The following is a 13,976-nucleotide window of genomic DNA, read 5'->3' on the forward strand; positions in this document are numbered from 1 at the left end:
TAGTTGCCAGCATTATTTTAATATAATGCAAAAATACATTCTTTTAGACACCTATTTCCGAATAAAGGGTAGAGTTAAATGCGCAGTCATTATTGTGGAGACGTCAATAAGTCTCATCTTGGTCAAGAAGTCACCTTAGTCGGTTGGGTTAACCGTAGCCGTGATTTAGGCGGTGTTATATTTTTAGACCTTCGTGACAGAGAAGGGATTGTTCAGGTTGTATACGATCCTGACTTAGAAGATGTGTTCAAGGTGGCCAGCAGTCTACGCGGTGAATTCTGTGTGCAAGTTAAAGGCTTAGTACGTGCGCGTCCTGATAGCCAAATCAATGCGCAGATGAAAACTGGGGAAATTGAAGTATTAGGTAAAGACCTAACCATTATCAATACTTCAGCGCCTTTACCACTGAGCATGGATAATCACCAAAACAATAGTGAAGAACAACGCTTAAAATATCGCTACCTAGATTTACGTCGCCCAGAAATGGCTGATCGTTTGGTTTTCCGCTCAAAAGTGACTAGCGCTGTTCGTCGCTTTTTAGATGACAGTGGCTTTTTAGATATTGAAACACCAATATTAACCAAAGCCACACCTGAAGGTGCGCGTGATTATTTAGTACCTAGTCGTACTTATAAAGGTCAGTTCTTTGCTTTGCCTCAGTCTCCACAATTGTTTAAGCAATTGTTAATGATGTCGGGCTTTGATAGATATTACCAAATCGTAAAATGTTTCCGTGACGAAGATTTACGTGCTGATCGTCAGCCTGAATTTACTCAAATTGATATCGAAACGTCATTTATGTCATCTGAGCAAGTGATGGCAAAAACGGAAGAAATGGTTCGCGGTTTATTTAACGATTTACTGAATGTAGATTTGGGCGAATTTCCAAGAATGTCATATGCAGAAGCAATGACACGATATGGTTCAGATAAGCCTGATTTACGTAACCCACTTGAGTTAGTGGACGTCGCTGACGTTTTAAAAGACGTTGAATTTGCAGTATTCAGTGGTCCTGCAAATGATGAAGAAGGCCGTGTAGCAGCATTACGTATTCCGACAGGTGCATCACTGTCTCGTAAACAGATTGATAACTACACTAAATATGTCGGCATTTACGGTGCTAAAGGTTTAGTGTGGATGAAAATCAATGATTTAAGTGCTGGGATGGAAGGTATCCAATCTCCTGTGCTTAAATTCTTGAACGAAGACATCGTTAATGAAATTATTGCTCGCACTAATGCACAAACTGGTGACATTATTTTATTTGGTGCAGATAAAGCTAACGTAGTTGCTGAAGCCATGGGCGCATTACGCCTTAAAGCCGGCGAAGACTTTGAGTTGTTAGAAGGTGAATGGCGTCCATTATGGGTTGTCGATTTCCCTATGTTCGAAAAAATAAATGGTGGCTTCCATGCTGTTCACCATCCATTTACCGCACCACGTGGTGTTTCGCCTGAGCAATTAGAAGCCGATCCAGCTGGTACTGTTTCTGATGCTTATGACATGGTACTTAATGGTTGCGAATTAGGTGGCGGTTCAGTCCGTATCCACAATGCAGAAATGCAAAGTGCAGTATTCCGCATCTTAGGTATTTCAGACGAAGAAGCAAACGAGAAGTTTGGTTTCTTATTAGAAGCGTTACGTTACGGTACACCACCACATGCTGGTTTAGCCTTTGGTTTAGATCGCATTATTATGTTGATGACCGGAGCAAGCTCAATTCGTGATGTGATGGCATTCCCTAAAACAACAACGGCAGCATGTCCACTAACTAATGCTCCAGGATTTGCCAATCCACAACAACTGGTTGAGTTAGGTGTGAGTGTCATTCCTCAAGAGAAACCTGCTGCTGAAGAGTAAGCTTAATGATTAAGTCGACTTTTTTGTATGTCGACATCAAGCATTAAATGACAAACCGAGGCAATTGCCTCGGTCTGTTTTTATATAGAACAAAATAACTGAAGGAGTCGTAATGGCTGGTCACAGTAAATGGGACAACATTAAACATCGTAAAGCAGCGCAAGATGCAAAACGAGGAAAACTTTTCAGTAAATTTATCCGAGAGTTAACAGTATCGGCACGTGAAGGTGGTTCAGATCCTGATGCAAACCCGAGACTGCGTGCCGCGATTGATAAAGCCTTATCCAATAACATGACCCGTGATACAGTCGAACGTGCTGTTAAACGTGGGGCTGGTGAGCTGGATGGGCAACAACTCGATACCATTATTTATGAAGGTTATGGACCTGGCGGTACTGCAGTGATGGTTGAAACCATGACTGATAATAAAAACCGAACCGTATCAGGTGTGCGTAATGCGTTCAGTAAATCGGGTGGTAACTTAGGTACTGATGGTTCAGTTGCTTATATGTTTACTAAGTCCGGTGTCATTTCTTATGATGCAAATATCGACGAAGATGAATTGATGGATGCTGCATTAGAAGCGGGTGCGGAAGATGTTATCACCCATGACAATGGCGCATTTGATGTCATGACTACGCCGGATGCTTTTGGTGTGGTAAAAGATGCATTAGATGCAGCAGGCTTTGAAGCGATTAATGCTGAAGTGACTATGATTGCAGGAACTAAAGCTGAATTAGATACGGATACAGCTGCTAAATTTATGCGCTTAATTGATAACCTTGAAGATCATGATGATGTTCAAGAGGTATATCATAATGCTGAAATTTCAGATGAAGTAATGGAGACCTTGGGTTAACACGCTCAAGCAATGGGTAAACCATGACAATTATATTGGGCATTGACCCAGGCTCTAGGATCACAGGTTACGGCGTTATTCAATGCCAAGGTCGCCAACAACGCTATCTTGGTAGTGGCTGTATTCGAACTTCTGCCGATGATTTACCCACAAGACTCAAGCAAGTTTTTGATGGTATAACAGAAATCATTAAACAGTATCAGCCAGATCAATTTGCCATTGAACGTGTGTTTATGGCTAAAAATGCCGATTCAGCACTCAAACTCGGCCAGGCGAGAGGAGTGGCAATTGTTGCAGCTATGAACGCCAACTTACCCGTTGCTGAATACAGTGCAACTCAGATCAAAAGTGCAGTTGTTGGTACTGGACGCGCCCAAAAAGAGCAAGTTCAGCACATGATCCAACAAATTTTCAAATTGCCATCTGCCCCGCAAGCAGATGCCGCTGATGCATTGGGTGTTGCCGTTTGCCATCATCATACTTTTCAAAGTTTAATTGCAATGGGCGGTAAAGCCCATAGCCGAACATACGGACGTTATAAATGATAGGAAGATTAAGTGGGTTGGTTGTTGAGAAACAAGCACCGGAAATCGTGTTGGATGTAAATGGTGTAGGTTATGAGTTACAGGTACCTATGACCAGTTTCTATGAGCTCCCTGAGTTAAATCAACAAGCAATGTTATTCACCCACTTTGTGGTGCGTGAAGATGCACAGCTTTTGTATGGTTTTATAACCAAGCAAGAGCGGGCGTTATTTAGGTTATTAATTAAAACTAACGGTGTTGGTCCTAAACTCGCCTTAACAATATTGTCCGGTATGACGGCGGCGGAGTTTGTTAATTGTGTCGAACGAGATGATATAGTCACTTTAGTTAAGTTACCTGGAGTCGGTAAAAAAACGGCAGAGCGTTTAGTGGTTGAGATGCGAGATAAGCTTAAAAGCTTACTAGAGGCTTCAGTTGGATCTGAGCGCGAGTTTGCTTTACAGAGTAACTATAAGCCAGCAGCTGTTGAAAACAATGCAGAAGAAGATGCCATTGCAGCACTTGTTTCTCTAGGCTATAAACCTGCACAAGCGAGTAAAGCTGTATTAAGTGCATACACTGACGGTATGAGCAGCGAAGTCCTGATTAAGGCTGCATTAAAGTCAATGCTATAAAAAGAGGCAACAATGATAGAAGCGGATCGTTTAATTCAGCCACAAGAGTTTGAGCAAGAAGTGCATATTGACCGTGCTATGCGGCCGAAAATGCTCGATGATTACACAGGGCAAGATGACACTCGTGCACAGCTTAAAGTATTTATTGAGGCTGCACTGAAACGTGAAGAAGCGCTGGATCATATGTTGATATTCGGTCCTCCAGGATTGGGTAAGACGACGTTAGCAATGATTGTTGCCAATGAAATGGGCGTTAATATCAAATCAACTTCTGGGCCGGTTCTTGAAAAAGCAGGCGATTTAGCCGCTCTACTAACTAACCTTGAGCATGGCGATGTGTTGTTTATCGATGAAATTCATCGTTTAAGTCCAGTTGTTGAAGAAATCTTATATCCTGCTATGGAAGATTATCAACTGGATATTATGATTGGTGAAGGGCCTGCGGCTCGTTCAATTAAACTGGATTTACCGCCATTTTCTTTAATTGGTGCGACAACTAGAGCAGGGGCATTAACATCGCCATTAAGAGCGCGTTTCGGTATACCGTTAAGGCTAGAGTTTTATAACGTCAAAGATTTGTGCACCATTGTGACTCGCTCTGCCAAGGTGATGGAGTTACCGATTGATGAAGCTGGCGCTTTTGAAATAGCCAAACGCTCTAGAGGTACCCCTCGAATTGCCAATCGTTTATTAAGACGCGTTAGAGATTACGCTGAAGTTAAACATAATGGTTTTGTTACTGAAGATGTGGCTAAAAAAGCGCTGGACTTACTCGATGTCGATTTAGAGGGCTTTGACTATTTAGACAGAAAGCTATTGTTAGCCATTATTGATAAGTTCATGGGCGGGCCTGTTGGTTTAGACAACCTTGCAGCTGCTATTGGTGAGGACAGAGAAACAATTGAAGATGTATTAGAACCATTTTTGATTCAACAAGGCTTTATTCAACGAACACCTCGAGGTCGTATTGCAACAGATAGAGCTTATCAACACTTTGATATAATAAAACCAGCAGAATAAAGTGTTAACATTTTTAAAAGGGAAAGCATTAGCTTTCCTTTTTTTATGTTTTTAAAAAGTGAATAACTATTCAAAAGTGATTGTTATCATTTTTATAACAATTGCTGCTGTGTAAAATTCAATCAAAAAATATTTTTCTTCAGCATGTTGTTGCTGATTTGTTATACCTGGGCAGTATATATCTCCAATGTAAAAATATCTTATTGATTGTGCCAATATATCAATTCGTAATTAGTACAACTAACTCAAAATAATTACCCTCCATTGTTAATAATAATGCTGATGAAATAGACATCATTATTTGATAATCCTTGAATGCTAGTTGTGGCGGTGCTTTCAGCGTTTTCTGAGTAAAACTATCCAGTAGCTGAACCAATTCTGAATTAATTAACGATTCTCCAATCATGGTTCAATATATTTGTGTGATCTGGGTCACACTTTTGGTTAGAAGTAAGTTTAAAAAATGTTATAACGACACCAGTGATTAATGCTGAACAATTTGCAATTAAATAGTTTTTTATCCTGCTTATTTAAATTGAAGGTGTTTTGGGATGTAGATCACTTATTTTTGATTACAATCGTAGTGCATATTTATTAACAAAAAATGGCTTAAAAGTTACAACTTCGTGGTTTGACGAAATATCTCTGGTTATTCAGTATCTAGGCCAACGCAATTTTAAATATTTATTTATTTGCGTAAACAGAATAAGAAAAGATATCACCAGGGAGCAACAAATGATTAAAAGATCAAAACTATCAAACAGCATAAACGTGGCTTTATTAGCCTCAGTTTCCGCTGCTTCAGCCGTATCGGTAAGTGCTTATGCTGAAGAAGAATCAGCTAACGTAGAAAGAATTGCAGTTACTGGCTCCCGTATTCAACGTCAAGACATGGAAACTGCTTCTCCAGTCACTGTGATTGATGCTGCTGCGATTCGTTCAGAAGGTTTTACAACAGTCGATGAGCTACTTCAGGCTCAAACGTCAATGGCTGGTGCTGCAGTTGGTTCAAGCACCAACAACGGTTCTGACGGTGTTGCTCAAGTCGACCTTCGTGGTATGGGCTCACAACGTACATTAGTATTGCTTAACGGCCGTCGTATGGTTAACTCAGGTTCTGGTGCTGATAGCTCAGTTGACTTAAACGCAATTCCAGTTGCAATGATTTCGCGTGTCGAGATTCTAAAAGATGGCGCTTCAGCTGTTTATGGTTCTGATGCGATTGCTGGTGTAGTTAACATTATCACTAAGAAAGACTTTGAAGGTTTCCAAGTAGACGTTCAAGGCGGCATGACTGATAAGAGCGACGGTGAAAACGGCGAAATCAGTGCACTATATGGTTTTAACACCGATACAGGTAACTATACGTTTGGTGCTGCATACTCTGAGCGTAGAGGTGTTATTCAATCGGATCGTGATTGGACCGATCCAGGTAACAGTTCTACTACGCCAAATGGTTCTTTAGATGGCATGGTTAAAGATGCTGATGGTAACTGGGTTGATCGTGAAGAAGGCTATGACTTCACTCAAGACAGTTTCTATCAAACACCAAGCAAACGTTACAGCTTATTTGCAAACATGACGCAAGAGCTAGGTAATGACATTATTTTAACTGGTGATATTCTTTACACTAAACGTAAGTCGAATCAGCAGCTAGCAGCTCAACCTGCAATTTTAGCATTAGATGTTTGTCAGCCGGGTGATGATCCAGCTAAGTGTTTTGAACTTGATCAAGACATGATTGATGCTGGTATGGCTCCTAATGATGACGGTCAAATCGACTACCGTAAGCGTATGAATGATGTTGGTCCACGTATTTACAGTCAAGATACTGATACTTGGAGAGTTTCTGCTGGCCTTGAAGGTTCTTTAGATATCAACACTGGTATGAACTGGGATGTATCTTATACCTATGGTAATAACAAAGCAGATACCTCTGTAGAAAACTCGATTAATGCAACATTAATGGCTGATGCTATTTATGCTGATCAAGATGCGTGGTTAACAGGTCAACCGATGACTGACCAAGCGTTATTAGACAGTGTTGCGTACACAGAAAAAGCTAATGGTGGTAACGAGCAGCATGTATTCTCTGCGGGCTTAAACGGTGAGTTATTTGACTTAGATGCAGGTCCAGTAGCTTTCGCAGTTGGTGCTGAATACCGCTATGAAAGCGGCTATTACAATCCTGATCCAATTATCGTTGCTGGTGAAGGTACAGCAGCCCAGCAAGATCCAACAGATGGCAGCTACAATGTTTTCTCTATCTTCCAAGAAGTGAGCGTACCGTTTACTGAAAAACTAACCGGTGAATTCGCATTACGCTTTGATGATTACTCTACATTTGGTAATGCATCAACTTGGAAAATTGGTTTAACCTACGAAGCAACAGACGACTTAATGATCCGTACCGTTGCGGCAACCGGTTTCCGTGCTCCAAGTGTGAGCGAGCTATACGGTGGTAACTCAGGTTCTTACGATTACTTAGAAGATCCATGGGGTAATGAGCAAGATGAGCAAATCTTGGTTAACTACACATCAGATGAAGATCTACAACCAGAAGAATCAGAGTCTTACACAGCAGGTCTAGTTTACTCGCCTAGCTACATCGATGGCATGTCATTAACGTTAGATTACTGGCGCTTTAAAGTTAAAAACGCAATTACGCGTTTAGATACTCAAGCAGGTCTTAATGCATGTTACAACGGCGACCAAGCAACTTGTGAGCTATTCAACATTGGTTCAAATGGAGATTTGTCTAACTTAACAAACTCATTAACCAACGTAGGTTACCAAGACACAAGTGGTATTGATTTCAACTTAGCTTACCGCTTTGACGCGCTAAACTTAGATTGGACAGTCAGTAACGATACAACTTACTTGTTAAACTTTGAGCAAGATGGCATTGACTACACTAATACTATCGACGGTAACTTCGGCGCATACGCTCAAGTACGTAACAACTTTAGTATCAAAGCAGGTCAAGATGATTGGAGTGTAATGTACTTCAACCGTTATATCGGTGAAATGGATGACTTAAGTGCTGGCACTAAAGTTGATTCAATTCTTTATCACAACATTTCAGCTAGCTACTTTATCAATGATTCTTGGATGTTAAGTGGTGGTGTTAAAAACTTAACTGATGAAGAACCATCAAGAGTGTCTAACGGTAGTGACGGTGGTACAGTACCAGAAGTTTACGACACTATCGGTCGTACATACTTTGTTGGAGTAACAATGAACTTCTAATCGAAGTTTATTCCATCAAAAAAGCCAGCATTTGCTGGCTTTTTTGTTGAATATAAAGCTAAATCATTAACGAATTAACCTAATCCTTCGCTCATGGCTTTCTTTTGAATCAGTTCAATTTTATAACCATCTGGATCTTCAACGAACGCGATTTCAGTTGTGCCACCGGCTACAGGGCCAGGTGCACGAGTGATTTTTCCGCCAGCAGCTTCAATTGCTTTACAGCGTTCATAAATATCTTCTTCACCAATAGCAAGGTGACCAAAGCCATTACCTAAATCATAGCTATCAGTGCCCCAATTATAAGTTAATTCGATCACCGCTTGACCAGTAGATTCTTCACCAAAACCAACAAAGGCGAGGGTATATTCATATTGGGCATTTTCAGATTTTCTCAGTAATGTCATCCCCATAACCTGGGTATAAAACTCAATACTGCGTTCAAGATTACCGACTCTTATCATGGTGTGGAGCAATTGCGACATAATAAACTCTTTGTAGTTAGTTGTTTTGTTTAGGGTAACAAATTTTAAGCCTGTTAAAAAATTGATTTAGCGTGCCATTTTACTGTTTGAGTTCACATAATTACCTCTAAAAGGTAGGAAAAATGTCTAGACACGCTAAAATTAATTTATATTCATTTGGAGACAAGATAATGACAACAGAAATAAAAATGGCTCTTGGTACCTCAGTGGTAATCGTAATTTGTTTTAGTGCTTTCTTTGTTTCAATGTTTTAAGAGCATTATTCAAGTAGCCAAAAGAAACCGCTTAACGCGGTTTTTTTGTGGCTGAATTTCAAGTGAGTGTTAATATTTTATGAAGAGCTTACTAACGCTAAAATTCCCAATTGAAAGCAGTTTGTTGTTCTGATACTGTCCACAGCTTGCTTAAAACAGATGCATCTGTAGCAAAGGATTCAAGCTTACACTCGCCAACAGGGCCAACCCAATTCCACCTTCCTGAAGGCCCATAGTATGCACGTTGCGCAATGGATTGTTCAGTGGCACACATGACTTCAGGATAAGCACCTTGCTCAGCGGTTTGAACTAAGCCAAGTTTGACCATCATCGACCATGATGCGCGAGTAAACAGGTTTACTTTTTCGTTAATCAGTGAAGTATTTGATGCACCAGGGTGGCAAACATATACTTCAACATGCTTATTCGCGGCGGCGATTTTGTTTTGTAATTCATACGCAAACATCATCTGCGCTAATTTACTATGACAATAAGTTTTGTTTGGATGATAGTTTTTATCCCAATTCATATCATTAAACTGAATTGTTTTAAGCCCCATCTTATATCCTTCACTCGCAACAACCACAATGCGTCCTTTAGATGCTTCAATTTTGTTAAACAGTAAGCCGCACAGTAAAAAATGACCGTAATGATTTACACCCAACTGACTCTCAAAACCGTCTTTAGTGAATTCTTGCTTAGCAATCTGTGCTATGGCGCCATTACAAATGAGGGCATCTATCTTTGTTACTGTTTCAAGGATGCTTTGAGCTGCACCTCGAACAGATTTAAGTTCAGCGAGATCAAGTTTGATAAAACTAACATCGGCTTCTGAGCTAAATTCTTGCTTTAATTTTGCTATCGCTGCAGAGGATTTTTCTGGGTTACGATTAAGCATTATCACTTTAGCGCCTTTAGATAATAGTATTCTAGAAGCTTGAAATCCTGCTCCTGCATTAGCGCCTGTGATGAGATATGTTTTACCTAAAAGTGAACCTAACTGTGTTGGTGTCCAGCCCATAGCACCAAATGGATTGTTGTGTGACATGTGTTTCTCCTAAGGCGATGGCGTGTGCATCGTGAATAGTAAAATGAGTTTCTTGTTCATTAAGGTGTCTGTTTAATGAACTGATGAAGCTACTATAACTCTCACTTATGGCGATAACTAGGCGATATAGTCTCTAAAATATGCCTATTTGTATCACCTTGTTGAGTTGGCTGTTTTTCAGTGCTACTTTTGAGTTACATGAAAACAAGCAAAACATGGCTTTATTTATTGTAGCTGTGGCAATTAGCAGCTTAGCGATTGTAGTTTGTGCCACTAAGAAGACATTTATGAGTAAATCAGAAATTAAACGATTAATAGAAGCTAAAATCACGCAAGATGGTGTAATAGAGACTGGGATAAAAGGCGTGCAACTGTTTCGCGTGACTGAATCTATGCGCTGTGCACCTGCTGTCTACGAACCTTGCGTTATTGCGATTATTAGTGGTGCTAAACAAGCCATATTAGATGGTAAACATATTATATATGATGAAAATCGTTATATGTGTTGCCCTATATCTATGCCAGTTGAAGCAGGAACCCCAACAGCATCACCTGATAATCCGTTATTAGGAGTGATGATATCACTAGATACAAAAACGATGACTGAACTTAGCATTGAAATGGCAGCGAGTGGGGGGCACAAAAATAAATATAAAACAGGCTCTCAAGGCTTATCTTTAGCGCGTTGGGATGACACGTTTACAGATGCGTTACTGCGTCTTCTACAACTACAAGGTAGTGAACTTGATATTGCGGTTCTGGCTGCAAGCCGACTGAGAGAATTATATTTTGCGGTACTAAAAGGCGATGTAGGCGAAGCTGCGCGAGCAGCATTCGGAGTCGGAAATGAGATAGCACGTTCAATCGAATACCTTTCATCACGTTTACATGAATCTGTCACGATTGAAGAGATGGCTGAACAGGTAGGTATGAGCCGCGCAGTGTTACATCGAAAATTTAAGCAAGCAACTGCCATGTCGCCGATTCAATTTGTAAAAACAATGCGGTTGAATACCGCTGCAATGAAAATTGCTACAGGAGTGAGTGTAAATGTTGCAGCAATGGCTGTTGGCTATCAAAGTTCTTCGCAATTCAGTCGTGAGTTTAAACGATTGTACGGACAATCACCTAAACAGTGGAGCCAAGCTACAGAGCTACCACAAGGGGCAATAGTGTAATGAGTTTGATGCCTTGCTGCATCTAATCAGGAGTCATGATGGAAGATAGAATACTTATCAGAGGGCTGGGTTTTATACTCCTTTTGATTGGGTTAGTGCTGTCAGCTAACCCAGAGTTAGTGAGTAATAAACCTATTCCAAACGATACGTTTAACGCTGTTGAGCGACGGATCTGGTGGGGGTTATTTATTGGTGCAGGGCTTTTGCTTCAGTTTCATTTTCAATTAACGCCATGGCAAGCGACTGTTTCTGCAACACTAACCTCGCTACTCATTGGTTTGTTAATAGCAAGGCTTATTGGTATTGTGCTTGATGGCTCTGTACCTAAACAATGGGTCAATGTCGCAATAGAACTTGTGATGTTAGTGCCTTTAGTTTGGTGGACGATTAAAACACGAAGTTAAATAATTTATTGTAGCTGAAATAAATCAGTCGCTTAAGCGCATGGAGCGGCAAGGCTAAGTTTATCTTAATGGTCCTATAAAGACATAAAACAAGCCTAAACCTAAAGCTATTTTCTGCTAATAATAAGAATAATAGCTTTCAGGTTTGAAGCTTTTATTTAAGGCTAGTTAGCACCATTAACTTTAGTGCTATTAACTTTAGCACCATTAACTTTAGCACCATTAACTTTAGTGCTATTAACTTTAGTGCTATTAACTTTAGTGCTATTAACTTTAGTGCTATTAACATTAATCTCGTTCGCTTTAGCCTTATTCACTTTAGTCTTTATTAGCTTGAGTCCAAGTCACTTCGGCTATTTGATTAGTCGCTGTTTGATGAATAATTAGACCATTTTCTCCCATCCTCATGTGCCGGATAAGTCCTGAATAAACCCCATCCTTACTAGGAATTTGCCAGCTTTGCATGGTTTCATTTTTAAGATCAAATCTGACTAGTGTCTCTGGTCTTTTAGCGGATTCATTAAACCAAATTGCATCATTTGCATACTCTATTGCATAAGGATGACTATATTGACCACTAGGCGTATCCCATTGTGTTATTTCCCCTGTTTTAGGGTTATACCTGCCGAGTTTTCCCATGCCTGAATTGACATAAAACACCATATCATCAGGAGTAATTGCGAGACGACGCGTATGAGTCTGATCACCAGGCAAGCGAATTTCATCTAAAGCCATAGATTGCTTGTCTACTTTAATCAGACAGTTTGAGCCATTACATGAGACCCAAGGTGTACCTGTCGAGTCGAGTTTAATGCCATAGGGGCGAGATTTTTTACTTGGCAATGAAACAAGCTTAATGTCGCCATTTATAGGATTTAATTGGCCAATCATATTACTGTGTTGGAGGGTAAACCAAAAAATGCCGTTATCATCGAATACACCAGTATGAGGATCGCGAGCGTTTTTGTCAGGCATGTTAAACACGGTAAACTTTTCTGTTTCGAGGTCTAAATAACCTACTGTGCCATTTTTATTCCCAAGAAACCAAGGCGTTAGGTTTTTATCTAAGGATACGCTGTGGGGGAAGGTGCCTTCAGGCAGAGGGTATTCCTTCATTTCACCTGTTTTGGGATCCAGTCGCCCAAGGATATTCCCCCATTGTCCGACCCACCAAATGATGCCATCTTTTCCTTGAATGGGATCTCTTGCCCGTTGACCTAGTGTAGGCACTTGCCAATAGGTAAACTGTAATTCAATGTCACCATCGACTACTGTCGAAGCTCGTTTGTCATTAGGCGGGTTGTTATTGGCAAGATATTTACTAATTTGACTGACAGAATTAGGATCTAGTTTAACCATGGATGATATAAGTGACTGCCAATGAACTTGTGAATACCCAGCACTGCGATCAATATTGTTAATGCCATGGCAGCTCGAGCATAGCTGGTTAACCATTTTTGCTTGATCATCACTTAACACCGGCGCTGAGCTTAACGTTAAGGTAAATAATGCAGTTAATGAAGCTAGTCGCTGTAAATTGCTTTGCTGATGTCCCACTGAAGCCCCCTAATCACGTTGATTGAGTATCCACTATGCCCCCAAAATGTAACTGTTTATTAAGCCAACATATTCGGTGATGGTTTAAACAATCACTAATTTACACACAGACTGATTATGTTGGTCAAGTGATATTAAGTCACAGGTGCGTTATCGAGGGCGTTTGTAATTATCGTTGAGTGGAGAGGAGGCTAAGAGGAAGGGCGCCTTTGAAAAGTTTAAAATACTGTTCGTTCAAAGGCGATATAGTTGAAAGACGTTGGTAAACCTTAGTCTGTTTTATCTTTAAATTCACATAAATCTTCAATAATGCAACTGCCGCAACGAGGTTTACGGGCAATACAGGTATATCTTCCATGTAAGATAAACCAATGATGCACATCAACTTTAAATTCAGCAGGTGTCACCTTAAGCATTTTTTCTTCTACTTGGTCGACATTTTTACCCATGGCAAACTTAGTGCGGTTTGCCATTCTGAAAATATGGGTATCAACTGCGATAGTAGGCCAGCCAAATGCAGTATTGAGTACAACATTAGCGGTTTTACGACCGACACCAGGTAGTGCTTCTAATGCTTCACGGTTCTCTGGCACTTCACCGCCATGAAGGTTTATCAACATTTCACACGCTTTGATGACGTTAATCGCTTTATTATTATAAAGACCGATAGTTTTGATGTAGGTCTTTAATCCTTCTACGCCAAGATCGTATATTTGCTGGGCAGTATTTGCTACAGGAAACAGTTTGTCAGTGGCTTTGTTAACACTGACATCCGTTGCTTGTGCCGACAAAGTCACAGCAACTAACAATTCAAACGGTGATGAAAAGTTGAGTTCTGTTTCCGGCTTAGGGTTGTTTGCCCGTAAGCGAGTTAAAATTTCATGGCGTTTTTGTTTGTTCATG

The 13,976-nt window shown here is 40.4% G+C and carries 12 protein-coding genes; 8 read left to right on the top strand and 4 right to left on the bottom strand.

All coding sequences use genetic code 11. The annotated features are described in order from the left end of the window. Positions 1-78: 78 nt before the first annotated feature. The 6 genes from aspS to J8L86_RS14430 all read left to right on the top strand — a co-directional run bounded on the left by aspS (position 79) and on the right by J8L86_RS14430 (position 8,147). Positions 79-1,860: an aspartate--tRNA ligase gene (aspS, locus tag J8L86_RS14405; protein ID WP_211030881.1), complete on the top strand. Its 1,782-nt coding sequence runs from the start codon at positions 79-81 to the stop codon at positions 1,858-1,860. 112 nt (positions 1,861-1,972) lie between these two features. Beyond that, on the top strand, positions 1,973-2,719 hold the full coding sequence (locus tag J8L86_RS14410; protein ID WP_211030882.1) for a YebC/PmpR family DNA-binding transcriptional regulator: 747 nt from the start codon (positions 1,973-1,975) through the stop codon (positions 2,717-2,719). Positions 2,720-2,742: 23 nt separating this feature from the next. Continuing rightward, entirely contained in the window at positions 2,743-3,264 is a 522-nt protein-coding gene (gene ruvC, locus J8L86_RS14415; protein ID WP_211030883.1) for a crossover junction endodeoxyribonuclease RuvC, read from the top strand. Further along, complete coding sequence (ruvA, locus tag J8L86_RS14420) at positions 3,261-3,878, top strand: Holliday junction branch migration protein RuvA (protein ID WP_055025908.1); 618 nt, start codon at positions 3,261-3,263, stop codon at positions 3,876-3,878. Before ruvC ends, ruvA begins: the two co-directional genes overlap by 4 nt. 12 nt (positions 3,879-3,890) lie before the next feature. Beyond that, positions 3,891-4,898 (top strand): Holliday junction branch migration DNA helicase RuvB, encoded by a 1,008-nt coding sequence (gene ruvB, locus J8L86_RS14425; protein ID WP_055025909.1) that lies wholly within the window; start codon positions 3,891-3,893, stop codon positions 4,896-4,898. A 735-nt stretch (positions 4,899-5,633) separates the two neighbouring features. After that, positions 5,634-8,147 carry a TonB-dependent receptor gene (locus tag J8L86_RS14430; RefSeq protein ID WP_065108198.1) on the top strand — a complete coding sequence of 838 codons (2,514 nt, stop codon included), beginning with the start codon at positions 5,634-5,636 and terminating at the stop codon, positions 8,145-8,147. 74 nt (positions 8,148-8,221) lie between these two features. On the opposite strand, the gene gloA is transcribed toward J8L86_RS14430, so the two are convergent. Further along, positions 8,222-8,632, bottom strand: a complete 411-nt coding sequence (gene gloA, locus J8L86_RS14435; protein ID WP_055025912.1) for a lactoylglutathione lyase — start codon at positions 8,630-8,632, stop codon at positions 8,222-8,224. A 351-nt stretch (positions 8,633-8,983) separates the two neighbouring features. Further along, positions 8,984-9,934, bottom strand: coding sequence for an SDR family oxidoreductase (locus J8L86_RS14440; protein ID WP_065108197.1), 951 nt, complete (start codon positions 9,932-9,934; stop codon positions 8,984-8,986). A gap of 287 nt (positions 9,935-10,221) precedes the next feature. Here J8L86_RS14440 and J8L86_RS14445 point away from each other — a divergent pair, with 287 nt between their 5' ends. Continuing rightward, positions 10,222-11,112 (top strand): AraC family transcriptional regulator, encoded by an 891-nt coding sequence (locus tag J8L86_RS14445; protein WP_211030884.1) that lies wholly within the window; start codon positions 10,222-10,224, stop codon positions 11,110-11,112. A gap of 38 nt (positions 11,113-11,150) precedes the next feature. Then, on the top strand, positions 11,151-11,516 hold the full coding sequence (locus tag J8L86_RS14450; RefSeq protein ID WP_065108196.1) for a DUF4345 family protein: 366 nt from the start codon (positions 11,151-11,153) through the stop codon (positions 11,514-11,516). 318 nt (positions 11,517-11,834) lie between these two features. Here the strand turns inward: J8L86_RS14450 and J8L86_RS14455 are convergent, their stop codons facing one another. Continuing rightward, on the bottom strand, positions 11,835-13,073 hold the full coding sequence (locus J8L86_RS14455; protein WP_211030885.1) for a cytochrome C: 1,239 nt from the start codon (positions 13,071-13,073) through the stop codon (positions 11,835-11,837). Positions 13,074-13,342: 269 nt separating this feature from the next. Beyond that, a complete protein-coding gene (gene nth, locus J8L86_RS14460) occupies positions 13,343-13,975 on the bottom strand; it encodes an endonuclease III (RefSeq protein WP_055025916.1) in 633 nt (210 codons plus the stop codon). Position 13,976: the final 1 nt, after the last annotated feature.

The organism is Shewanella sp. MMG014, from assembly GCF_018100775.1.
GTDB lineage: Bacteria > Pseudomonadota > Gammaproteobacteria > Enterobacterales > Shewanellaceae > Shewanella > Shewanella japonica.

What these genes read in the sequence shown, in the direction of transcription:
- aspS (WP_211030881.1), top strand. Translation starts at nt 79, where the DNA reads ATGCGCAGTCATTATTGTGGAGACGTCAATAAGTCTCATCTTGGTCAA.
- J8L86_RS14410 (WP_211030882.1), top strand. Translation starts at nt 1,973, where the DNA reads ATGGCTGGTCACAGTAAATGGGACAACATTAAACATCGTAAAGCAGCG.
- ruvC (WP_211030883.1), top strand. Translation starts at nt 2,743, where the DNA reads ATGACAATTATATTGGGCATTGACCCAGGCTCTAGGATCACAGGTTAC.
- ruvA (WP_055025908.1), top strand. Translation starts at nt 3,261, where the DNA reads ATGATAGGAAGATTAAGTGGGTTGGTTGTTGAGAAACAAGCACCGGAA.
- ruvB (WP_055025909.1), top strand. Translation starts at nt 3,891, where the DNA reads ATGATAGAAGCGGATCGTTTAATTCAGCCACAAGAGTTTGAGCAAGAA.
- J8L86_RS14430 (WP_065108198.1), top strand. Translation starts at nt 5,634, where the DNA reads ATGATTAAAAGATCAAAACTATCAAACAGCATAAACGTGGCTTTATTA.
- gloA (WP_055025912.1), bottom strand. Translation starts at nt 8,632, where the DNA reads ATGTCGCAATTGCTCCACACCATGATAAGAGTCGGTAATCTTGAACGC.
- J8L86_RS14440 (WP_065108197.1), bottom strand. Translation starts at nt 9,934, where the DNA reads ATGTCACACAACAATCCATTTGGTGCTATGGGCTGGACACCAACACAG.
- J8L86_RS14445 (WP_211030884.1), top strand. Translation starts at nt 10,222, where the DNA reads ATGAGTAAATCAGAAATTAAACGATTAATAGAAGCTAAAATCACGCAA.
- J8L86_RS14450 (WP_065108196.1), top strand. Translation starts at nt 11,151, where the DNA reads ATGGAAGATAGAATACTTATCAGAGGGCTGGGTTTTATACTCCTTTTG.
- nth (WP_055025916.1), bottom strand. Translation starts at nt 13,975, where the DNA reads ATGAACAAACAAAAACGCCATGAAATTTTAACTCGCTTACGGGCAAAC.